Origin of the sequence: Tellurirhabdus rosea (assembly GCF_026278345.1) — a bacterium.
In the GTDB taxonomy this organism is placed as follows: Bacteria; Bacteroidota; Bacteroidia; order Cytophagales; family Spirosomataceae; genus Tellurirhabdus; species Tellurirhabdus rosea.
In genome coordinates this window covers 1,202,271-1,223,109 of record NZ_CP111085.1, presented here as the reverse complement: position 1 = coordinate 1,223,109, position 20,839 = coordinate 1,202,271, and the positions used below count along the sequence as shown (strand labels likewise).

Annotated in this window: 21 protein-coding genes; 14 read left to right on the top strand and 7 right to left on the bottom strand. The window is 58.1% G+C overall.

What is annotated here, in order from left to right; all coding sequences use genetic code 11:
• Window positions 1–29 precede the first annotated feature (29 nt).
• Window positions 30–725: a response regulator transcription factor gene (locus tag ORG26_RS05090; RefSeq protein WP_266367447.1), complete on the bottom strand. Its 696-nt coding sequence runs from the start codon at window positions 723–725 to the stop codon at window positions 30–32.
• Between the two features lie 4 nt (window positions 726–729).
• Window positions 730–1,968 carry a sensor histidine kinase gene (locus tag ORG26_RS05085; protein WP_266367446.1) on the bottom strand — a complete coding sequence of 413 codons (1,239 nt, stop codon included), beginning with the start codon at window positions 1,966–1,968 and terminating at the stop codon, window positions 730–732.
• Window positions 1,969–2,142: 174 nt separating this feature from the next.
• Between ORG26_RS05085 and ORG26_RS05080 the strand changes: the two genes are divergently transcribed.
• From ORG26_RS05080 to ORG26_RS05040, 9 genes are all read left to right on the top strand, one after another.
• Window positions 2,143–2,526, top strand: coding sequence for a DUF1573 domain-containing protein (locus tag ORG26_RS05080; RefSeq protein WP_266367445.1), 384 nt, complete (start codon window positions 2,143–2,145; stop codon window positions 2,524–2,526).
• Between the two features lie 159 nt (window positions 2,527–2,685).
• Window positions 2,686–3,180, top strand: coding sequence for an Lrp/AsnC family transcriptional regulator (locus ORG26_RS05075; RefSeq protein ID WP_266367444.1), 495 nt, complete (start codon window positions 2,686–2,688; stop codon window positions 3,178–3,180).
• Window positions 3,181–3,258: 78 nt separating this feature from the next.
• Complete coding sequence (locus ORG26_RS05070; RefSeq protein WP_266367443.1) at window positions 3,259–4,389, top strand: ABC transporter substrate-binding protein; 1,131 nt, start codon at window positions 3,259–3,261, stop codon at window positions 4,387–4,389.
• 148 nt (window positions 4,390–4,537) lie between these two features.
• Window positions 4,538–5,404, top strand: coding sequence for an ABC transporter permease (locus ORG26_RS05065; protein ID WP_266367442.1), 867 nt, complete (start codon window positions 4,538–4,540; stop codon window positions 5,402–5,404).
• A gap of 11 nt (window positions 5,405–5,415) precedes the next feature.
• Window positions 5,416–6,285: an ABC transporter permease gene (locus ORG26_RS05060; RefSeq protein ID WP_266367441.1), complete on the top strand. Its 870-nt coding sequence runs from the start codon at window positions 5,416–5,418 to the stop codon at window positions 6,283–6,285.
• 189 nt (window positions 6,286–6,474) lie between these two features.
• Window positions 6,475–7,581 (top strand): ABC transporter ATP-binding protein, encoded by a 1,107-nt coding sequence (locus tag ORG26_RS05055; RefSeq protein WP_266367440.1) that lies wholly within the window; start codon window positions 6,475–6,477, stop codon window positions 7,579–7,581.
• Between the two features lie 73 nt (window positions 7,582–7,654).
• Complete coding sequence (locus ORG26_RS05050; RefSeq protein WP_266367439.1) at window positions 7,655–9,190, top strand: aldehyde dehydrogenase family protein; 1,536 nt, start codon at window positions 7,655–7,657, stop codon at window positions 9,188–9,190.
• Window positions 9,191–9,235: 45 nt separating this feature from the next.
• The gene (locus ORG26_RS05045; protein ID WP_266367438.1) at window positions 9,236–10,594 is read left to right on the top strand and encodes an NAD-dependent succinate-semialdehyde dehydrogenase; all 1,359 of its coding nucleotides are present in this window, start codon (window positions 9,236–9,238) and stop codon (window positions 10,592–10,594) included.
• A gap of 338 nt (window positions 10,595–10,932) precedes the next feature.
• On the top strand, window positions 10,933–12,258 hold the full coding sequence (locus ORG26_RS05040) for an aspartate aminotransferase family protein (protein WP_266367437.1): 1,326 nt from the start codon (window positions 10,933–10,935) through the stop codon (window positions 12,256–12,258).
• Here ORG26_RS05040 and ORG26_RS05035 read toward each other — a convergent pair.
• Window positions 12,175–13,173 (bottom strand): alpha/beta fold hydrolase, encoded by a 999-nt coding sequence (locus ORG26_RS05035; protein WP_323134361.1) that lies wholly within the window; start codon window positions 13,171–13,173, stop codon window positions 12,175–12,177. The genes ORG26_RS05040 and ORG26_RS05035 overlap by 84 nt on opposite strands.
• Window positions 13,174–13,360: 187 nt before the next feature.
• Between ORG26_RS05035 and ORG26_RS05030 the strand changes: the two genes are divergently transcribed.
• The 3 genes from ORG26_RS05030 to ORG26_RS05020 all read left to right on the top strand — a co-directional run bounded on the left by ORG26_RS05030 (window position 13,361) and on the right by ORG26_RS05020 (window position 14,958).
• The gene (locus ORG26_RS05030; RefSeq protein WP_266367435.1) at window positions 13,361–14,185 is read left to right on the top strand and encodes a metallophosphoesterase family protein; all 825 of its coding nucleotides are present in this window, start codon (window positions 13,361–13,363) and stop codon (window positions 14,183–14,185) included.
• 117 nt (window positions 14,186–14,302) lie between these two features.
• Window positions 14,303–14,515 carry a hypothetical protein gene (locus tag ORG26_RS05025; protein WP_266367434.1) on the top strand — a complete coding sequence of 71 codons (213 nt, stop codon included), beginning with the start codon at window positions 14,303–14,305 and terminating at the stop codon, window positions 14,513–14,515.
• Window positions 14,516–14,613: 98 nt separating this feature from the next.
• Window positions 14,614–14,958, top strand: a complete 345-nt coding sequence (locus ORG26_RS05020) for a hypothetical protein (protein WP_266367433.1) — start codon at window positions 14,614–14,616, stop codon at window positions 14,956–14,958.
• Window positions 14,959–15,021: 63 nt separating this feature from the next.
• On the opposite strand, the gene ORG26_RS05015 is transcribed toward ORG26_RS05020, so the two are convergent.
• From ORG26_RS05015 to ORG26_RS05000, 4 genes are all read right to left on the bottom strand, one after another.
• The gene (locus ORG26_RS05015) at window positions 15,022–16,395 is read right to left on the bottom strand and encodes a hypothetical protein (protein ID WP_266367432.1); all 1,374 of its coding nucleotides are present in this window, start codon (window positions 16,393–16,395) and stop codon (window positions 15,022–15,024) included.
• A gap of 204 nt (window positions 16,396–16,599) precedes the next feature.
• Window positions 16,600–17,190, bottom strand: a complete 591-nt coding sequence (locus ORG26_RS05010) for a CAP domain-containing protein (protein WP_266367431.1) — start codon at window positions 17,188–17,190, stop codon at window positions 16,600–16,602.
• A 161-nt stretch (window positions 17,191–17,351) separates the two neighbouring features.
• Complete coding sequence (gene recR, locus ORG26_RS05005; protein WP_266367430.1) at window positions 17,352–17,963, bottom strand: recombination mediator RecR; 612 nt, start codon at window positions 17,961–17,963, stop codon at window positions 17,352–17,354.
• Window positions 17,964–18,076: 113 nt separating this feature from the next.
• On the bottom strand, window positions 18,077–18,355 hold the full coding sequence (locus ORG26_RS05000) for an ATP-dependent Clp protease adaptor ClpS (protein WP_266367429.1): 279 nt from the start codon (window positions 18,353–18,355) through the stop codon (window positions 18,077–18,079).
• A gap of 112 nt (window positions 18,356–18,467) precedes the next feature.
• Here ORG26_RS05000 and ORG26_RS04995 point away from each other — a divergent pair, with 112 nt between their 5' ends.
• Together ORG26_RS04995 and ORG26_RS04990 are read left to right on the top strand one after the other, a co-directional pair.
• On the top strand, window positions 18,468–19,967 hold the full coding sequence (locus ORG26_RS04995; protein WP_266367428.1) for a sodium:solute symporter: 1,500 nt from the start codon (window positions 18,468–18,470) through the stop codon (window positions 19,965–19,967).
• Window positions 19,968–20,030: 63 nt separating this feature from the next.
• A complete protein-coding gene (locus ORG26_RS04990) occupies window positions 20,031–20,804 on the top strand; it encodes a DUF2490 domain-containing protein (protein WP_266367427.1) in 774 nt (257 codons plus the stop codon).
• Window positions 20,805–20,839: the final 35 nt, after the last annotated feature.

The following is a 20,839-nucleotide window of genomic DNA, read 5'->3' as shown; positions in this document are numbered from 1 at the left end:
GCTTCGCGGCACAAATTGAGGGGAAACGGTCAGCAGAGAAATCGGAAGCCGACGCCGTGGTGATTCTCGATTCGCAGGGCCGGATCGTGGCGCAGGCGCTTGCGGAGCCGCGAGATGAAGACGTCGAGGCTGCGGCCCATGAAGTAATCGTTGTCGCCCCAGATGTCCCGCAGGATATCGTCGCGCCGGACCGTGGTGTTGCGGCGTTCGTAGAGGTACAGCAGCACCTCGGCTTCCCGGTGGGTCATCACCTCGGCCTCGTCGCCGCGGCGGAGGGTCAGGTTGAGCCGGTCGAAGCAATACTGGCCGAGCACAAGGCCGGAGGGCGGGGCCGTGGCCGGGGCGGCCGGTCGGCAGCGGCGGAGGAAAACGTCGATTTTCAGCAGCAGTTCCTCAATGCTGAAGGGCTTGGTCAGGTAGTCGTCGCCGCCCAGCCGGAAGCCTTTCAGTCGGTTGTCTTTATCGGATAAGGCGCTGAGAAACAGGATCGGAACCTGGGTGTCGTTTTCGCGGATGCGGCGGGCCAGCTCGAAGCCGTCCGAGCCGGGAAGCATCACGTCCAGAATGCAGAGGTCGTAGGTGTTCTGCCCGAAAGCCGCCCAGGCTTCGAGTCCGCTGGTGTGGTGCTCCACCTGAAACTGGGCCAGTTCGAGGTTATCTTTCGTAACAAAGCTCAGATTGACGTCGTCTTCCACGTACAGAATGCGGGCTCGGGGTGCGGACATGGTCTTAAATCGAAACAATCACGAATTCACTGCCTTTTCCTTCTTCGCTTTGCAGCCGGATTTGCCAGCGGTGCGCCTGAATCACTTTCCGGACGTAATAAAGCCCGATGCCAAAGCCTTTTACCGTGTGCATCCGGTCGGTCGGAATCCGGAAAAACTGCCGGAACACCTTTTCGTGGTACTCCTGCGCGATACCAATGCCGTTGTCGCGCACCGACCACAGGAGCTGGTTGCCTTCGTTGCGGGTGCGGATGGTGATGCAGGGAGTGCCGGTACAGTACTTGACGGCATTGTCCAGCAGGTTCCGGATGATATTTTCGAGATGATACGGATCGGCCTGAATGACGGGGCTGGGCGCGTCCAGTTGCAGAATGACGTGCGGCTGGTACAGCGCCGCGAGCCGGCGCAGCGTGTCGTGCAGATCGACCTCCTGCGGGTTAAGGGCGAACCGCATCCGTTCGGACCGGGCCAGCTGGAGCACGTCCTGCACCTGTTTCTGGAGCCGCAGACTTTCTTCGTGCAGCACCCGGGCGTACTGTTTCAGCCGCTCGGGCTGTTCGGCGATGCCTTCCGAGCGCAGCACGTCGGCGGCGATCCGAATGGTGGAAACCGGGGTTTGCAGCTCGTGGGTGATGTTGTTGATAAAATCCTGCTGGACATCAGCCAGCCGCCGCTGCCGCAGCACGATGAACAGGGTGTAGCCGAAGAAAAGGACCACCAGCAGCACCGCCACCGTGGAGATGATGAAGTTGTCGAGTCCCGAGGCGATGAACCGGGCCTGGTTCGGAAACCGGATGCCGAAGTGGTAGGTAAACTCCGGCGTTTGGAGCAGGGGCAGGGCCGAGGCCGTCCGCCGCGCATGGACCTGCGGGCTGACGTAGTTGCCGTAGATCATTCGGTTGCTTTCGCAACTGTAAATGCCGTATTCAAAATCCGTAATCAGGTTGTGCTGCCGCAGCGACTGGGTGATGAAGTGTTCCAGCGTAACGGGATCGACCGGCGAGTGGGTATTGACGATAAAATAGTCCGACGAAAGCTGGGAAACGGCGTCGCAGCCCAGCGTGACGCGGTTGAGGCGGGCGACCTGCTCGGCCACATCCTGCAAGGCGATAAAGGCCGTCTGCCGGAACTGCCGTTCGCCCAGGCGATAGGCTTTGACGACCCAGAGCGTCTGCATAGTCAGAATGCCGATGATGGAGATAACAGACAGCACCAGCAGCGTGCGGATTACCCGTCGGGACATGGGAGGTTGGCGGTTTAAGTCTCTGCAAATTTAACCGCCCCCGGCTTTCCGTCAACCCGTTAACATCTCATTAACAATTATTAGCGAGCCGTTAACAAGCCCCCGCAGGGCCAGCCCATACCTTTGTTTCCGTAAACCAAACCGGCTATGGCCGAACCGTTAAACACAAATCCCATGAAACGCATCCTGATCATCACCTCCGTACTCTGGCTCACGGCCGCTGCCCTGCTGCTGGCCGGTTCCATGACCGCCGCTTTCAAATGGACCGAAACCACCCATGATTTTGGCCGGATCAAACTCGGCAAGCCGGTGGTGGCCGAGTTCGTCTTTCAGAACCGGGGGCAGGCCCCGCTCATCATCACCAATGCCAAAGGCTCCTGCGGCTGCACCGGGGTAGAGTTCCCGAAAGAACCGGTCATGCCGGGCCGGGAGGGAAAAATCAAGGCCACTTTCAATGCCGCTTCGCCGGGCGCTTTCAACAAAACCGTCACGGTTGAGTCGAACGCCGAAGGCGGTACTACGTTTCTGACCATCAAAGGCGAAGTGCGGGCCGAGTAACCCAGACGAAAGCCCCGAGACGTCCGTATCCGCTCCCGCCGGGTACGGACTTTTTGTTTTTGCGAAAAATATTTTCAGCAGAGGTCGGCCGGTCGAAAAATTTTCGATATACGTCTTGACAATCGAAAATCTGTTTTTATTCTTTGTGAAAAACAGTTCATGAACGGAGCCGAGGTTCAGCCAGCCGAAACGTACATTCCCGACGAAACGGATTTCCAGATCATGCAGTCGCTGCAGCGCGACGGGCGGGAGTCCTTTTCGGACCTGGCCAAAAAGCTGGGCGTGGCGGTGAGTACGGTCAGCAAGCGGTACATGAACCTGGTGGAAAAAGGTGTGCTGAAGATCATCGGCCGGGTGGACCCCAACAAGGTGGGCTTCAACTCGTACGCGGCCATTTTTGTGCAGGTAGAAAGCGTGGAGGGCGTACCCCGCGTGGCCCGGAAAATCGCCGAACTGCCGGAAGTGAGTTTTCTGGCGATGCGCACGGGCGAATACGACCTGGAAGTCAACGTGATGTGTCGGGACAACAACCACCTGCTCGACCTGATGAATAATACCCTGCACCGGATTGAGGGGGTTCGGAAGACGGAAACGGTGATGTATCTGAAAGTGTATAAGTGGGGGCAGCCGGAGCTGTCGCTGATTCGGAAGTAAGCCCGCGAGGGTGGAAAGTGCCGCGTTTACCTGGATTACGCTTATCTATCCATACATTCCAACAAACCGCTTACCCACATGAAAAAACTCCTCCTTTCCGCGCTGACGGTAGCGCTGGCCGCGTCGTTCTGGAATTGCGGCGGCGAAAAAAAAGCCGACTCCACGGCTTCGACCGGCGACAATGCCGAATTCAAGTTTGCTTCCGATGTCAAAGGCAAAACCCTGAACATCCTCTGCTGGGAGGGGTATGCCGACAAGAAATTCACCAAGGCTTTTGAAGACAAATACGGCGTGACCGTCAAGGGCACGTATTTCGGCTCGTCCGACGAACTGATCGCGAAACTGACGGCCGGCGGCGGGGAGGTGTACGACCTGGTGACGCCCTCGCCCGATATGGCGCAGGCGCTCGTCGAACGCGACCTGGTGCAGCCGATCGACCTGAAAAGAATCAGCGCCTACGACAGTCTGGCCGAAAAGCTCCGGGCCATGCAGGACGTCGTCAAAAACGGCGAAACGTATGGTGTGCCCTTTACCTGGGGGCCGGACTATCTGGTGTACAATGCCGACGTGATCAAAACGGAGCCCAAGAGCTGGAATGAGTTCTTCAAGCCGGAATACAAAGGCAAGGTGGCGCTCTGGGACGATATTTCGAGCCTGTATCTGGCGGGCATGCTGCTGGGTTACGACAAACCCGATAAGGGCGGCATCTACAACATGACCGAACCGCAGCTGGCCGAGGTGAAGAAGAAACTCATGCAGCTGAAACCGCAGGTCCGCAAGTACTGGGTCACGGCCGGGGAGCTCGACAACCTGATGAAAAACAAGGAGGTGGTGCTGGCCGTCGGCTGGCCGCTGACCCCGGCGACGCTCAAAAAAGACGGCATGAACGTCAAGGGCCTCATCCCCGCGGAAGGCGCCACGGGCTGGATCGACCGCCTGATGATCACCAAAAACTCGCCGAACAAGGAACTGGCCGAAGCCTGGATCGACTACATCACCCGTCCGGAAAACATGGCGAAAGTCGGCGAAGTCACCAACTACTCGGTCGCTCACCCCGGTGCCAGACGCTTCATGTCGCCCGAACTGCAGGAGATCACCCAGATGAACAACACCGACTATTACTTCGAAAAACTGAACTTCTGGCAATACGTCAAAAACCGGAAGCGGTACAACGAAGTCTGGAACGAGGTGAAAAGCGGAGCGATGTAAACGAATGACTGAATGATCGATAGGTTGGCTCCGCATGGGGTTTGCATCCGGCAAAGCCAACCTATCAATCATTCAATCATTCAAAGTTTAACCACCACGGCGGCCCGCCTATCAGTCATTCAGTCATTCAATCATTCAAAATTCCCCCATGCTCCGCCTCCCGACCCGTTTCTGGCTCCTCTTCGCTCCGCTGGCGCTGTGGATGGTGGCATTTCTGATGCTGCCGTACGCGCGGGTGCTGGTGCAGAGCTTCTATACCGTGGATGATTTCGGACTGCTGCAACCGGGCTTTTCGCTGGACTCCTACCGGCGTTTTGCGACGGGTCCGCTCTATTACGGCACGCTGGGAAAGACGTTTGCCCTGGCGGCGGCGGTGATGCTGGGTTGTCTGCTGCTGAGTCTGCCGCTGGCCTACTACATCGCTTTCAAGGCGACCCGCAACAAAACGCTGCTGTACACGCTCATTATCCTGCCGCTCTGGGTGAGCTACATTGTGCGGGCGTATGCCTGGAAAATCATCCTGGGGGAGGAGGGCGTCCTGAACTCGGCTCTGCGGTACGTGGGTCTGACAGACGAGCCCATCCGCGTCCTGCTGTACAGCGATGTGGCGGTGTTCATCTGCATGGTCCATATCTACACGCCCTTTGTGCTGATGCCGGTGTATACCGCTTTTGAGCAGATTCCGCGGGCGCTGGTGGAGGCTTCGAAAGACTTGGGGGCGGGCCGCTGGACGACCTTCCGGAAGGTGGTCTTTCCGCTAAGTCTGCCGGGTATCATTGCGGGCGGGACGTTCGCTTTTGTGCTTTCGCTGGGGGATTTTCTCGCGCCGATTCTGCTCGGTGGGCCGGATACGCTGTTTATCTCCACGATTTTTCAGAATATGTTCGGCACGTCGAACGACAAACCGCTGGGGTCGGCCATCGGCATTGTGCTGCTGTTGGTGGTGCTGGCGGTGCTGGAGTTGTCGAGCCGGGCGGAAAAACGGTTTTCGAGTCTGGAATCAGCCCGAGCGTAAAAAAAGAGCGTATGCAAACCAGGATTTCACCGGCAATAGATTCCGAAACGGCGGCGGACGACGTGCGCCTGACGGCTCGGCCGTCTTCGGTCAATCTGCTGAACGGGCTGATCGGCGCGGCGGCGCTGGGGGTAATGACCTTTCTTTACTTTCCGATGGGGATGGTCGTGCTGTATTCGTTCAATCCAGATACGGTCAACTCGTTTCCGATGCGGGGCTTTTCGCTGAAATGGTACGGCATCATGACGCAGAACGAATCCCTGCAGCAGGCGCTGAAAATCAGCTTACTGGTGGCGGTCTGCGGAACGGTCGTGGCGCTGGTGATTGGCGTGACGGGCGCGCTGGCGATGCAGCAATATGACTTCCGGCTGAAACGGTTCTTCGAACGGGTGATGCTACTGCCGATCACGCTGCCGGGCATCCTGACGGGCGTGGCGATGCTGTCGTTTTTTCCGCTGCTGGGCATCCCGATTTCGCTGACCGCCGTGACCATCGGGCACACCACCTTCCTGATCTGCATTGTGCTGACGCAGGTATATGCCCGGCTCAAACGGCTGGACCCTTTTCTGGAAGAAGCCGCCGCCGACCTGGGGGCCACGCCCGTGCAGGCTTTTTTTCGGGTGGTGCTGCCCAATATCCGGACGGCCCTGATCGGCGCGGCGCTGCTGTCGTTCACGCTGTCGCTGGACGAAATTCCGGTGACGTTTTTCCTCATTGCGCGGGACAACACGCTGCCGATTGAAATTTACACGATGATGCGCCGGGGCATTACGCCGGAAGTAAACGCCATTTCGACGGTGATTTTTGCCCTTTCGCTGCTGGCTCTGCTGCTGACGGTGCGGTACGGAGAACGGGAGACGCGGCCGATTGCCGGAGCGTAAACCGTTTTAACGGTTCGCGGAATGACCATCAACCATTTCCAAACCCACGGTTTAAACCGTGGACTGGGGACGAACGGACCACGTAATGATAACCGTTTCCTAGCCTACGGTTTAAACCGTGAGTTAGTGTTCAAAGGTATTGATAACCATGCCATAGCCCACGGTTTAAACCGTGGGCCGGAAACGACGATGAACGCAACCAATCCAACCGTTTCAACGGTTTTGCCTCCCGGCCCGCCCGCGGACTACCTGGTCCGGCTGGAGCGCATTGAAAAATCATTCGGTTCCAACCGGGTGATTCCTTCACTCGATCTGGCGATTCACCGGGGCGAATTCCTGACGCTGCTCGGCCCGAGCGGCTGCGGGAAAACCACGCTGCTGCGGATGATTGCGGGCTTCGAAGCGCCTACGGCCGGGCGGGTGCTGCTCGATGGCGAGGACATCACGGACCGGCCGCCCTACCGTCGGAACGTCAATACCGTTTTTCAGAACTACGCCCTTTTTCCGCATCTGAGCGTCTTCGACAACGTCGCCTTTGGTCTGAAACAGAAAGGGTTGGGCAAAACGGAGATTGCCGGGCTGGTCCGGCAGGGACTGGCAATGGTGCGCATGGAAACCTTCGAAACCCGCAAACCGAAGGAACTCTCCGGCGGGCAGCAGCAGCGGATTGCCCTGGCCCGCGCCATCGTAAACCGGCCTAAAGTCCTGCTGCTGGACGAGCCGCTGGCCGCCCTCGACCTGAAACTGCGAAAGCAGATGCAGCAGGAACTGAAAAACCTGCACCAGCAGTTGGGCATCACGTTCGTCTTTGTCACCCACGACCAGGAGGAGGCGCTGACCATGTCGGACCGGATTGCGGTCATGAACCGGGGCGTCATCGAACAGCTGGACGACCCGCAAACGGTGTACGATCATCCCCGAACGCGCTTTGTGGCCGATTTTATCGGCGAAAACAACACGCTCTCCGGCGACTTCGACGGCCGGCATCTGCGAAAAGGGTCGGTGCCCGTTCCGGTGGCGGAGGCGGCAGTCGTCCCGCCCGGAAAAGCCTTCCTCTTTATCCGTCCGGAGCACGTTCTGATTCATCGACAGCGGCCCGCCGACGGATTTGCCCTGCCCGCCCGGCTGACCGGCCGGACGTTTCTGGGCCATCAGTGGAAAATCCACTGCGAACTGACCGAAACCGGGGATAAGGTAGATGTTTCCGTTCGGCCCGACGCCGTTGGAGCACTGGAAGACTGTTCGGAGGTCTTTTTAAACTGGCCCGTCGAAAAAGCGACCCTGGCGGAAGAATAGCGCCCGACAGGATCAGGCTTTCAACCCAAAATCAATCTGGCTTAACCACGTTGACAATCCCAACAACAAAGTCATGGATACCTTAGAAATTGGCACCGCGGCGGCGGATAGCACTCCCCGCCCGCAATCCGGCCCGGCCTCGTATGCGATGCTCATCAACGGCGAGTGGGTCGGGGCCTCAGACGGCGGCACCCGCACCATCACCGACCCCGGGAACGGCGACGTACTCGCCACGGTCCCCGAAGCCACCGCCGAAGACGTGGACCGGGCCGTGGCCGCCGCCCGGAAAGCGTTCGACGAAGGCACCTGGAAGGCCGACGACAACGCCCAGAACCGGGCAAAACTCCTGCTGGCGCTGGCCGCCTCCATTCGGGAAAACGCCGCCCGCCTGGCCGAACTCGATACCCGCAACAACGGCAAACCGCTGGCCGAAGCCGAAGCCGACGTCAGCGATTCGGCGGCCTGCTTTGAATACTACGCCGGACTGGCTACCAAAGTCATGGGCGAAACCGTGCCCGTGCCGATGAACATGCTGAGTATGGTGGTGCGCGAACCCGTAGGCGTCGCCGCCCAGATCATTCCCTGGAACTACCCGCTCATGATGGCCGCCTGGAAACTGGCTCCGGCCCTGGCGGCGGGCTGTACGGTCGTGCTCAAACCGTCGGAACTGACGCCCCTGAGCGCCCTCGAACTGGGCCGACTCATCACCAGCCTGGATTTTCCGCCGGGGGTCGTCAACATCGTCACCGGCGCTGGCGAGGTGGCCGGGGCGGCGCTGTCGGCCCATCCGGATGTGGACAAGATTGCCTTTACCGGCGGCACCGATACGGGCAGCCTGATTATGCAGGCGGCGGCCCGGAACATCAAGCGGGTCACGCTTGAACTTGGCGGCAAAAATCCGGTTGTCGTTTTTGCCGACGCCGACCTGACTAACGCCGCCGAATGGGTCGCCTTCGCGGCTTTTGCCAACCAGGGCGAAGTCTGCTCGGCGGGCTCGCGGCTGCTGGTCGAACGGTCGGTGCACGACGAATTTGTGGGCCGCGTGGCCGACATTGCCCGGAGCATCAAACTGGGGCACGGTCTTGCGGCCGACGTTCGGATGGGGCCGCTGGTATCAGCCGAGCACCGCGAAAAAGTGGAAAGCTATATCGAAATCGGCAAAGCGGAGGGCGCTACGCTGCTGACCGGTGGCAAACGTCCGGAAGGAGAAACCTTTGCGCAGGGAAATTTCGTGGAGCCGACCATTTTTACCGATGTTACCCCAGACATGAAAATTGCCCGGGAAGAAATCTTCGGACCCGTGCTGGCAGTTATTCCGTTTGATACGGAAGAAGAAGCCGTCAGACTGGCGAATGATACAGAGTATGGGCTGGCCGCGGGCGTCTTTACCAGAGACATCAGCCGGGGGCACCGCGTCATCCGGCAAATCCGGGCGGGCATTACCTGGATCAATAACTACCATCCGACGTTCAACGAACTGCCCTGGGGCGGTTACAAGAAAAGCGGCATCGGTCGGGAGCTAGGCAAGTACGGCATCGACGCCTATCTGGAAACGAAACAAATCAATGTGTATCTCGACGAAGCCCCGCTGGGGTGGTACGTCAGCTGATTTAATGGGGATCGCGACCCGGGTCGCGATCCAACCCCTTTTCTTATGAAGCAATTTAAAAGCATCAATCCTTTTACGCTCGACGTTATTCAGGAATTTACCGAGGAGACGCCGCCGCAGATCGAAACCAAACTGGCGCAGGCGGTTACGGCCCAGAGCCACTGGCGGGAGCTGTCGTTTGCCGACCGGGGCCAGTTCTTCAAAAATCTGGGCGCGTATCTGCGCACGCACAAGGACGAACTCGCCGACCTCATTACCGCCGAAATGGGCAAAATCCGGGCAGAATCGCTGGGAGAAATCGACAAATGCGCCGGTCAGTGCGATTACTACGCCGAGCAGGCCGAGCGATTGCTACAGCCCGAGGATATTCCGACCGATGCCCAGCGGAGCCGGGTCGTGTACGAACCGGTCGGGGTGGTGCTGGCCGTCATGCCCTGGAATTTTCCGTTCTGGCAGGTGTTCCGATACTCGGTGCCGGCGCTGATGGCCGGAAATGTCACCCTGCTGAAACACGCGCCGAACGTGTTTGGCTGCGCGCTGGCGATCGAAAAAGCCTACCGGGCGGCGGGCTTCCCCGAAGGCATTTTTCAGGCGCTCATCGCGGACACCGACGCCGTCGAACGGCTGCTCGCTGACGACCGGGTAGGCATGGTGACGCTCACCGGCAGCGAACGGGCCGGTTCGTCGGTGGCGGCATTGGCCGGAAAAAATATCAAAAAATCGGTGCTGGAACTGGGCGGCAGCGACCCGCTGATTGTGCTGGCCGACGCTGATCTGGACAAGGCCGCGGAGGCCGCCGTACAGTCCCGGATGATGAATGCGGGCCAGGTCTGCATTGCCGCCAAGCGGTTTCTGGTGGAAAAAGCGGTCAAACCGGCCTTCACCGAAAAAGTGAAAGCCCTGATCGCCGGGCTGCAACAGGGCGACCCGACGGCGGCGGAGGTCAAAATGGGGCCGCTGGCCCGGTTGGATCTGGCCGAAAATCTGGAAAAACAGTTGCAAACGGCCCTGTCGGAAGGCGCCACGCTGCTGGTGGGGGGCAAACGGCGGGATTGCAATTTCGAGCCAACGCTGCTGGACAATGTGGGGCCGGATTCGGTGGTGTTTCGGGAAGAAACCTTCGGGCCGATTGCCGCCATCACCGAGGTCGCGGACGAAGAGGAGGCTATCCGGCTTGCCAACCAGTCGCGCTACGGCCTCAGCGCCGCCATCTGGACTGGCGACATTGCCCGCGCCGAACGCCTGAGCCGCCGGCTCGAAGCAGGCAGTGTGTTCATCAACGCTGTCGTTCGTTCGGATTCCCGTCTGCCAATTGGCGGGGTGAAAAAATCGGGCTATGGGCGGGAATTGTCGGAGGCCGGAATCAAGGATTTCTGCACCACCAAAACCGTGTTCGTAGGCTAAGGTCCCAAAACCATTGAACCGGTTCGGCGTTCCGACGGTTCGGCGTTCCGACGGCTCGGTCGCTTCAATGGTCCCGCGGTTGAAACCGCGGGCTGATTCGAAACAACCCATTGACAAAACCATTGAACCGGTTCGGCGTTCCGACGGTTCGGCACCCTGACGGGCTACATGGCCTTTTTGCCCGCGGTGGAAACCGTGGGCTGATTGGATACCGAACCCTCAACCGGAATTGCTGAAACGCCGGATAGGGTCGTTTTAACCCCTTGCCCACGGTTTAAACCGTGGGTTCATTGAATTCCCAACCATCAACCAAAACCGTTTTAACGGTTTCGCAGGTCATGACTTCCCAGGAATTGTTACACCGCCGCAACGCCGTCGTTCCCAGGGCGATGGCTATGAGCCAGCCGCTCGACGCGGCCTATGCCAAAGGAGCCGTGTTTGTCAGCCACGACGGCCGCGAGTTTATCGACTTTTCGGGCGGCATCGGCGTGCTGAACGCGGGCCACTGTCCCGAACCCGTCGTGCAGGCCATTGCCGAGCAGGCCGGAAAACTGATGCATACGTTTTTCAACCTGCTGACGCACGAGCCGTACGTGCGGCTGGCCGAGAAACTGGTCGAACTCCTGCCGCACGGGCCGCAGACAAAGGTGATGCTGGTCAGCAGCGGGGCCGAAGCGGTGGAAAACGCCGTTAAGATCGCCCGGCAGGCCACCGGCAGGCAGGGCATTATCTGCTACACGGGCGGCTTCCACGGCCGGACGCTGATGGGCATGACGCTGACGTCCAAAGTGAGCTATAAAATTGGCTGCGGCCCCTTTGCGCCGGAGGTGTACCGCATTCCGTTCCCCGATTATTTTCACAACGGCGGCGGGCTCGATTTCGACGAATTTGTGGAGCAGGAGCTGAAAAACTTCCGGAAATACCTCAGTAGCGTGGTGGCTCCCGAAAATGTGGCGGCCGTGATTCTGGAACCCGTTCAGGGCGAAGGCGGCTTTTACGTCACCCCCAAACGCTACCTACAGGGACTGCGGCAGTTGTGCGACGAGTACGGCATTCTGCTCATCCTGGACGAGGTACAGTCGGGCTTCGGCCGAACCGGGCGGTGGGCGGCCTACGAACACTACGGGGTGGTGCCCGACCTCTCGACCTGGGCCAAATCGATGGGCTCGGGCATTCCCATCGCCTGCGTCATGGGCAAAGCGGACGTGATGGACAGAGCCCGCCCGGGGACCATCGGCGGTACCTACGCCGGAAACCCTGTCGCCTGCGCCGGTGCGCTGGCTACCCTTGAGTACATGCAGGCGATCGACATCAACCGCCTGGGCGAACGGGTCGGCAAAACGGTGTTTTCATTCTTTAAAACGCTACAGAACGAGTGCGCGGCCATCGGCGACGTGCGCGGACTGGGCGCCATGATCGGGATTGAACTGGTCCGGAACGGGGACCCCGACCAGCCCGACGCCGCCCTGACCCAGCAGCTGGTGGCCGCCTGCGCCGCGCGGGGGCTGTTTCTGATCAGCGCCGGAATCTACGGCAACGTCATTCGGGTGCTGTGTCCGCTGGTTATCGACGACGCGCTGCTAGAAAAGGGGCTGCAAATCATGCGGGAGGAGCTGCTGCGGCTCGTGGTAAAGGAGGTGGAGCAACCCTCCAAAACTGTGTAGATTGCGGCTTTCTGCCGAACTGAGGGCTTCCTGCAACAGCGACAGCCGAACCGCTTTTTTGTGCGAATTGGCAATCGGGCTGGCGTACGAAACCAGCACGTCCAGAATAACCTTTGTCATATACTCCCGTTTGTTGAAAACAATGTCGTGCCGGTTTTCGGGCAGCAGGTATTCTTTCACCCGGGCGTTGACGAGGCGTTTGCGGGCAAATTCGACATTCGAAGGATACACCAGATCGTCTTTCTGTCCGTGCAGAAACGTGACCCCCGCCGTAATCCTGTCCCAGTCGGGGGCGATTTCCTCCAGGGCTTTTTTGTGGGAAAGCTTCTCGTCGTTGGCGTTGAGCAGAATCTGCGGCACCATCCAGCGGAACAGCGGTTTATCGACCAGATAGCTGATGTCGTAGACCCGTTCCAGACCCGGCCCCAGGGCGGACGAAACAAAAACCACATGGTCGACCACGCCGGGGTTGTTCATGGCCAGCCGCGCCGCCAGCGGTCCGCCGTACGACGACCCGACCAGCACCAGAAACGGGGCGTCGCGGTAGCGATTGATGACCGGCTGAAGCAATTCGGCCTGCCGGGCAATGGACGGTTCTATTTTCCCAAAATCCGAAAAGCCGTATCCGGGCCGGTCAACGGCGACCAGCCGGGCGTGTTTCAGCAGAATAGGATCTTTGAAGAATTTCTCGAAAAAGGAAAGCGAACTGGGCGCACCGTGGAAGAACACAATGACCGGCAGCGAGTCGGAATCCGGGCGCGCCGATTCGATGTAGCGGATTGTACGCCCATCCTGTTGGTACCGAAAAACAACGGGCCTGACCGGCTCACCGCGGAACGCTTCGGCAATCTCCTGATCGCTTTTGCGCAGTTCGACAAACTGGGCGGCGATCAGCAATCCAACGATTAAAGTCAACAAACTAAAAAAAGCCCACTGCAATACTCTCCCAAGCGCTCTCATGTCCATATAACGGACTCAGCGATTGTGTGGTTTGGGAAAATGAGCCCCCGCCCGGTCGGGCGTAACAAAAAGACAATGAGGCTTAGTATCCGAAAAACGCCCCAGATACTTAGTTTTACGCCAAAACTACCGAACCAATGGCATGAATACTACCCGGCGTACTTTTCTGAAAAAATCCGGCGGAGCCGCGGCTCTGGTCGCCTCGCCCGCCATCCTGCTGGCCCATCCGCCCGCACCCGCCAAAGCCTCCCGCCGCGTCCTCCGGTTTGCGGTGGCCTCCGACGGCCACTTCGGCCAGCCAGATACGGAATATGCCCGCTTTTTTGCCGCGGTGACCGACAGCCTGAATGCCGAACGCGACCGCAGCGGGCTGGATGCGGCTTTCTTCAACGGCGACCTGATTCACGACCGGGGCGAGTTTATGCCCCAGGCAAAAGCCGCTTTTGACAAGCTGACGATGCCCTACTACGTGACCCGCGGCAACCACGACATGGTCAGCCCGCAGGAGTGGGAACGCATCTGGGGCTATTCCGAAAACCACGTGGTCGAACTGGGCGATACGGCCTTTCTGCTCGGCAGCACGGCAACGCCCGAGGGCAAATACGTCTGCGCCGACCTGCGCTGGCTCAAAAAATCGCTCGACAGCCAGAAGCGGAAGAAGCACGTGTTTGTCCTCCTGCACATCTCCCAGCGCAAATGGACGACCCACGGCATCGATTGCCCGGAGGTCATGTCCACCATCGAAAGCTACGCCAACGTCCGGGCTATTTTTCACGGACACGATCACGACGAAGACAACGTCAAGATGTCCGGCGGCAAGCCTTATCTCTACGACGGTCATTTCGGCGGCAACTGGGGAGCCAACTACCGCGGTTACCGGATCGTGGAAGTGTTTGAGGACGGCCGCATTTCGACCTATCAGGTCAATCTGGAACTGAACCCGGTGGTGAACGTGCGGGTGCTGTAGGAAGGGACGGGTGCACGACCGCGGGGCGGGTTCTTGCGGTCGCGTCACCCGAAACGGCGCGGTAAACATTCCCCGCTTCGGGCGGGTTAAGAAGGTATTCATCAACCTTCAGACCTTATGAAAAACAATCAGAAAACGACCCGGTCGGGGGCCAGTCAGGCCAGTACACTCAACCACCCCGGTTTTGAAGAAGACCATCCGGAAGGAAACCCCGTTCGCTACCGGACCACCGGCACGTCCGTCGGCAGCGAGGACATGGACGACCCCGCCCAGCCCCACACCGCCGGCGGCACCTCTTCGGCACATCCGAGGCGCGTGGATAATCAATAAAGGTTGAAGGTTTAAGTTGTAACGTGGCGCTGCAAGGCTACCGCTTCGCCACGTTAAACTTTCAACTTTACACGTATTTCAACCAATTTCAGCAACGTATGGAAAATCAGAAACTGAACAAAGGCGCGGAGCAGTATCCGAGCATGGACGATGCGGCGGCCGATATGGATTCCTCGACGGCGATGGATGCCGATCCGAACGTAGAGAAACCGGCAGGGGCCGCCGAACTGATGACGCCCGACACGGCTCCCGGCCCCGAAGATGATCCCAATAACCCGATGAATGCGGCGTCGAACCGCGACCAGAATCTGCCCCGCGACCACACCACCAGCGACCAGCTGCGCGACGTCCGGATGAAGAGCAGCCAGCCGGGCAGTGTCGATACCAACCACGGCGAAGGTGCCGGAACCGGAGACGGCACCGGGGCCAGTGAGGCGGGCTGAGGCCCAACCAAAAAAGGAACCCCGGACGGAGTTCCTTTTTTTATACCTGTGGGAATCGCCCGCTTACGGGTTGTTGTTCTGAATAACGGTTGCCGAATGGCCGCTGCCCGTCTGTTCGATCTGGATGAGGCCTTCCACGCCGGTCTGGAGGAGGTTCATTGAGTGCCCATCGCCAATCTGGCGAGTCGGTGACAGCGGCCCGTTCAGCCCTTCGATCACGTTCCCTTCACCGTTTTGCTCGATGGTAACATACCCGTTGGTGCCGTTCTGGCGCAGTTCGAAGTAGTTTTCTTCACCGGTCTGGGTCGCCGTGGCGTTCATGTTGTCGCCGCGCTGGCGGAACGAAGCGTAGTTGCCGCTGCCCGTACCGTTCTGAGTCAGGTTAACGTCATGGTTCGCTCCCCGCTGGTCAACGTAAGCGTCGTTGTTGCGGCCGGTCTGGATGACGTAGGCTTCGTTTTCTACAGAACCACCCTGCACGATGTTTACGTACTGGTTGCGGCCCGACTGATCGACACCGGCATTGTGGTCGCGGCCCGTCTGGTTAATGTCGGCCAGGTTGTTCCGGTTTTGCTGGAAGACTTCGGCCGAAAGGTTGTTGCCGTCCTGAGCGATGTACGTATCGTTGTCGTTGCCGCGCTGGTACACCGCAACGTCATTGCGGTTACCGATCTGATCGACATAGGCGTTCATGTTGTCGCCGCGCTGGCGGAAGAGGGCTTCGTTGCGGTTGCCGTCCTGGAGGAGGTTGATGTCGTGGTTGCCGCCGTCCTGCAGGGCGTTCACGCGGTTGCGGTTACCGAGCTGCTGCACGTAGGCTTCGTTCTGCACTTCGCCGTACTGCGTGATCTGGGCGGTGTTGCGGTCGCCGATCTGTTCTACATCCGCACTGTGGCTGACGCCTTCCTGAGTGACGGTGGCCTCGTTCAGCTCGCCCCGCTGGCGGAGTTCTGCATCCAGAAAATAGCCGCTCTGGTTGATGGTTGCGGTACTTCCGGCTCCGGCGCCGCCCTGCTTGATGCGGGCTTCGCTTTCTACCGCCCCAAGCTGGTTGATGTTGCCCGTGTGGTTCTCGCCGTTCTGACGGATGACGGCGCGGGAAGACTCCGTATAAGAACTGGACTGGTCAACATTCGCCGATCCGCCGTTGCCGTTCTGCTCCACACGGATGACGTTGCCCGGTCCGGCATTGTCGTCCTGTTTCAGATCAGCGGCGTTACCGTTGCCGTTCTGATCGACAAAGATACGCTGCTGGTAAACGCTGGTCTGGGAGGTGATAACGGAGTTGTCGTCGCCGGGCTGGCTGATGGTTACTTCCTGGTTCTGACCGGACTGGGAGACACTGGCCCCGTTGCCAACGCCGGGCTGGGAAATGGTGGTACTGTTGGTCTGGGCGTAGGCAGCCGTCAAAAACAGCAGCGCTGCACCCGTAAGCATGCATTTCTTCATGGTTTTGTAAAATGGTGAACAGAGAATTTATGGGTAACAGAGTATTCAAACCGGGCTTTCGTTGTCACCGGCTGTAAATTAAAGCGTGAATATATGAACTTATTATAAATTATTTAGAATAATTGAGGAAGCGTGCAGAGCGCAAAAAAAAGACGCTCATCGGAGCGTCCTGAAGGGGTAAAAAGTTTGTGCTTAACGGGTGCCGAAGTCTGTCACCCAGTAGTGTTTATACGTGCTGGCGGCCGAATAGGCGTACCCCAGACCCACTTCTTTGAAATTGGCACTCATCATGTTGGCGCAATGCCCCGGCGAGTTGCGCCACTGGTTGAAGGTAGCTAGCACCGTCGCGTTGCCAGCGGCGATGTTCTCCCCGGCATACCGCCAGACGTAGCCTTCCCGGCTCATGCGGTCCCAGGGTTTGGAACCGTCGCGGCCGGTATGGCTGAAGTAGTTATAATTGGCCATGTCGGCGGCGTGTTTGCGCGAAGCTTCGTTCAGCAGGGCGTTCAGTTGCAGCGGCGCGGCGGCCGGATAGGTCGTGGTGCCGCACTGGCAGGGCTTGGAACGCAGGTTGTTGATGTAGCCGAGCAGTTCGAGCTGCTGGGTCGAAAACGTGACCGTGGCCGTGGTGGAGGAAGTCGCCGTGACGCCCGAGCCGTCGGCTTCCGGAGCCGTGGAGACAGGTTCCGGCGTGATGACTTTATCCGTTTCGGTTTTACAGCCGGTAATCAGTCCGACCAGCAGAGTGGCCTGGAGCAGGTAAGATAAAAAGCGGTTTGCCATAGCGGTGAGTACAATGAATCAAATGTCTGATAAATAACAAAAATTGTGCTGGTTTATTGCTTGTGTCGTTTCATATGAATTAAAATTTGTAACCCGGTTGTCTGAAAACAAAAAGGCACTTCCGGAGAAGTGCCTAAAGATTCGGTCAAACGGACCGGCGATTAATCGTACGCAATCCGGCTCAGGATGCTGCGGCCGAGCGTTACTTCGTCGGCGTATTCGAGGTCGCCGCCGATGGGCACACCCCGGGCGATGGTGGACATTTTGACCTTGAACGGGCGCAGTTTTTTCTGAAGATAGAAGGCCGTAGTGTCGCCTTCCATGTTTGGGCTGAGGGCCAGAATGATTTCCCGGACCCGGCCGTCCTCGTCGCCGCGCAGCCGTTCGACCAGCGACTCGATGTTGAGGTCGCTGGGGCCGATGCCTTCGACGGGCGAGATGATGCCGCCCAGCACATGATACAGACCTTTGTACTGAGCCGTGTTTTCGATGGCCAGTACGTCGCGGATGTCTTCGACTACGCAGACCAGCGAGGCGTCCCGTTTGGGATTGGCGCAGATCGAGCACAGTTCTTCGTCCGAGAGGTTATGGCATTTCCGGCAGTACTGGACCTGCGTCCGCATCGCCTGAAGCGTTTCGGCCAGCCGCTGGGTTTGTTCTTCATCCCGTTTGAGCAGGTGCAGCACCAGCCGCAGGGCGGTTTTCTTCCCGATGCCCGGCAGTTTGGCTACCTCCTCCACCGCGTTTTCTATCAGTTTGGAAGGAAAATCCAACGTTAGTTGAGAGTTATGAGTTAAGAATTATGAGTTAAGAGTTATAAGTTGAAAGCGGGTAAGGCTGTAACCCCACTTTTCCAAACTCATAACTCATAACTCATAACTCATAATTATTTTAACACTTCGGCCGAGATACCGCGTCGGCAGATTTCGTTGCGCATCGGGACGAGGTCTTCCCAGGAACCGTTTTTGACGGTGCACTTGCCTTTATAGTGGATGATCAGCGTACACTGTTCCGCCTGTTCGGGTGTGTGTTCACAAACCTCGACCAGCGTATCGATTACGTAATCGAACGTGTTCACGTCATCATTGAAAACGACGAGGTTAAAAACGTCGGTTTCAATTACTTCCTCCAGTACCTCTACATCGTTTTCCCAGAACGGTTGCATCCCAGCTTATTTTAACTTTATTTAGCAAATTTACGAAAATCTGGCGTCTTCTGAAAGCGTCCCGGCACGTAGTAAGAACCACCATCAACCATTAAAAGTTGCCTTTTTCTGCATGAATCCTTCGATTGCGCTCTCCATTCTTGTCGCTTATTTTGCCATGCTGATTATCGTGTCCTGGTACACGGCGCGGGGGGCAGATACGAATACGTTTTTTACCGCCAACCGGCAGTCGCCCTGGTATCTGGTGGCTTTTGCCATGATCGGCACGTCGCTGTCGGGGGTCACGTTTATTTCGGTGCCGGGGGCCGTGGGCGGAGCCGTAAAGGGCTTTGAAGGCTTCAAGGCGTTCAGCTATTTTCAGGTGGTGCTGGGCTACATCGTCGGGTACTACGTCATCGGCACGGTCCTGATGCCGCTGTACTACCGGATGAACCTGATTTCCATTTACGGGTATCTCGAAAAACGCTTCGGATTCTGGTCCTACAAGGCCGGGGCGGGCTTTTTCCTGCTGGCCCGGACGGTCGGCTCGGCGGTGCGGCTCTACGTGGCGGCGGGCGTGCTGCAACTGGCGGTTTTCAACAGTCTGGGTATTCCGTTTGAAGTGTCGGTAGCCATCACGATTCTGCTGATCTGGCTGTATACGTTCAAAGGCGGCGTCAAAACCATCATCATCACCGATACGCTGCAGACCACTTTTCTGGTCACGGCGGTGATCCTGACCATCATCCTCATTTCCAGGGAGCTGGGCTTTACGTTCGGAGAAATGGTGTCGACGGTGAGCAAAAGCGACTATTCACAGATTTTCTTCTGGGACGGCAACGACCCGCGGAACTTCTTCAAGCAGTTTATCTCCGGAGCCTTTATCGCCATCGTGATGACGGGCCTCGATCAGGACCTGATGCAGAAAAACCTGACCTGCAAGAACATCGGCGAAGCGCAGAAGAACATGTTCTGGTTTACCATCACGCTGACCATCGTGAACCTGCTGTTTCTGGCGCTGGGTACGCTGCTGTACCTGTACGCCAACGAAAAAGGCATCACCATTCCAGCCAAAACCGACGATCTGTACCCGACGCTGGCCCTCAATCACTTCGGCACCGTGGTCGGAATTACGTTCCTGCTGGGCATTACGGCGGCAACCTACGCCTCTTCCGATTCGGCCCTGACGGCCCTGACCACCTCGTTCTGCATCGACTTCATGAACGTGGAAGGCCGCCCCGAGACCGAACGGGCCAAAATCAAGCACTGGGTTCACATCGGTTTCTCCGTGCTGTTTTACGTGGTGATCATCATTTTCAACAAGGTCAACAGCCAGGATGTGGTCACGGCCGTTTTCGATCTGGCGGGGTACACCTACGGTCCGCTGCTGGGGCTGTACGCCTTCGGGCTGTTTTCCAAACGGCCCGTGCGCGACGCCGTGGTGCCGTTTATCTGCATCGCTTCGCCTTTTATCACGCTGTACATCAATGACCATTCGGCCGAATGGTTCAACGGCTACAAGTTCGGTTTTGAGCGCCTGGTCCTGAACGGGCTGATTACCTACCTGGGCCTCTGGGCGGTATCGCGGAAAAAGACACCTGCGCAGGCGTACGAAGTTCCCGAAACAGTGTGAAAGCCTGAATAACAACTGGCACAATGATTGCTTATACAAATGAAGCAAGCGACATTTTAGCCAATGAAAAATGGGTTTCTTTTGCTACTGGGATTGATACTGGCCCGGCAAGGTACAGCGCAGCCGCTGCACTTTGCCGGGCTTTTTCCGGCTTACTCGCAGACGGGCATTCTGCATAAGAAACTGCTGTACAATTTTTACCTCTCCTCGACGATCGACGCCTTCAGCCAGACGGTGGAAAACGTGCATTACCCGGCCACCAACCTCCAGGTGTACCTGCAGCCGGGCCTGATCTACCGGCTGAAACCACATCTGCAAGTGGGGGCGGCCTACGCGTTTGTGAAGCACAATCTGTTTGGCCTGCGGGTGAACGAAAACCGACTCTTTGTGCAGGGCATTTATACGCATCGGCTTCCGTCCGGGACGCTGGCGCACCGCCTGCGGTATGAGGAACGCTACCCCTTCAACCTGAAGACGCAGCGGGGCTCGAAAGCCAGCCTGTTTCGCTACCAACTGGGGTATAACCTGCCTCTTTACGACCCGAAAACCCGGAAACACGGTTTCTACGCCTCGGCTTCGCACGAGTTTTTCCTCTGTCTGACGGGGGCTACCAACAGTCCTATCAGTTCAAAGAATGCGTTTAACGGGGAAAACTGGTCGTACGTGGGAGCGGGCTATACGTTCCGGAAAGCAGGCCGGCTTGAACTGGGGTATATGCTGCAGAATCTGGTGCGAAATGCCAGAAAAGAGCACCGGTACCTGCATCTGCTTCAGGTGTCGTACAACACTACGTTCAACCTGGAGGACTTTATGGTCTGGCTGTATACGCCCTACTGATTGTTCTTAAAAGACTGAAAAATTCGGGGAAAGAG

Excerpts from the sequence above, each read along its gene's own strand:
- ORG26_RS04990 (WP_266367427.1), top strand. The coding sequence starts at position 20,031 with ATGAAAAATGGGTTTCTTTTGCTACTGGGATTGATACTGGCCCGGCAA.
- ORG26_RS05000 (WP_266367429.1), bottom strand. The coding sequence starts at position 18,355 with ATGCAACCGTTCTGGGAAAACGATGTAGAGGTACTGGAGGAAGTAATT.
- ORG26_RS05080 (WP_266367445.1), top strand. The coding sequence starts at position 2,143 with ATGAAACGCATCCTGATCATCACCTCCGTACTCTGGCTCACGGCCGCT.
- ORG26_RS04995 (WP_266367428.1), top strand. The coding sequence starts at position 18,468 with ATGAATCCTTCGATTGCGCTCTCCATTCTTGTCGCTTATTTTGCCATG.
- ORG26_RS05045 (WP_266367438.1), top strand. The coding sequence starts at position 9,236 with ATGAAGCAATTTAAAAGCATCAATCCTTTTACGCTCGACGTTATTCAG.
- ORG26_RS05040 (WP_266367437.1), top strand. The coding sequence starts at position 10,933 with ATGACTTCCCAGGAATTGTTACACCGCCGCAACGCCGTCGTTCCCAGG.
- ORG26_RS05060 (WP_266367441.1), top strand. The coding sequence starts at position 5,416 with ATGCAAACCAGGATTTCACCGGCAATAGATTCCGAAACGGCGGCGGAC.
- ORG26_RS05015 (WP_266367432.1), bottom strand. The coding sequence starts at position 16,395 with ATGCTTACGGGTGCAGCGCTGCTGTTTTTGACGGCTGCCTACGCCCAG.
- ORG26_RS05025 (WP_266367434.1), top strand. The coding sequence starts at position 14,303 with ATGAAAAACAATCAGAAAACGACCCGGTCGGGGGCCAGTCAGGCCAGT.
- ORG26_RS05070 (WP_266367443.1), top strand. The coding sequence starts at position 3,259 with ATGAAAAAACTCCTCCTTTCCGCGCTGACGGTAGCGCTGGCCGCGTCG.
- ORG26_RS05075 (WP_266367444.1), top strand. The coding sequence starts at position 2,686 with ATGAACGGAGCCGAGGTTCAGCCAGCCGAAACGTACATTCCCGACGAA.
- ORG26_RS05085 (WP_266367446.1), bottom strand. The coding sequence starts at position 1,968 with ATGTCCCGACGGGTAATCCGCACGCTGCTGGTGCTGTCTGTTATCTCC.
- ORG26_RS05020 (WP_266367433.1), top strand. The coding sequence starts at position 14,614 with ATGGAAAATCAGAAACTGAACAAAGGCGCGGAGCAGTATCCGAGCATG.
- ORG26_RS05050 (WP_266367439.1), top strand. The coding sequence starts at position 7,655 with ATGGATACCTTAGAAATTGGCACCGCGGCGGCGGATAGCACTCCCCGC.
- ORG26_RS05055 (WP_266367440.1), top strand. The coding sequence starts at position 6,475 with ATGAACGCAACCAATCCAACCGTTTCAACGGTTTTGCCTCCCGGCCCG.
- ORG26_RS05030 (WP_266367435.1), top strand. The coding sequence starts at position 13,361 with ATGAATACTACCCGGCGTACTTTTCTGAAAAAATCCGGCGGAGCCGCG.
- ORG26_RS05090 (WP_266367447.1), bottom strand. The coding sequence starts at position 725 with ATGTCCGCACCCCGAGCCCGCATTCTGTACGTGGAAGACGACGTCAAT.
- ORG26_RS05065 (WP_266367442.1), top strand. The coding sequence starts at position 4,538 with ATGCTCCGCCTCCCGACCCGTTTCTGGCTCCTCTTCGCTCCGCTGGCG.
- ORG26_RS05010 (WP_266367431.1), bottom strand. The coding sequence starts at position 17,190 with ATGGCAAACCGCTTTTTATCTTACCTGCTCCAGGCCACTCTGCTGGTC.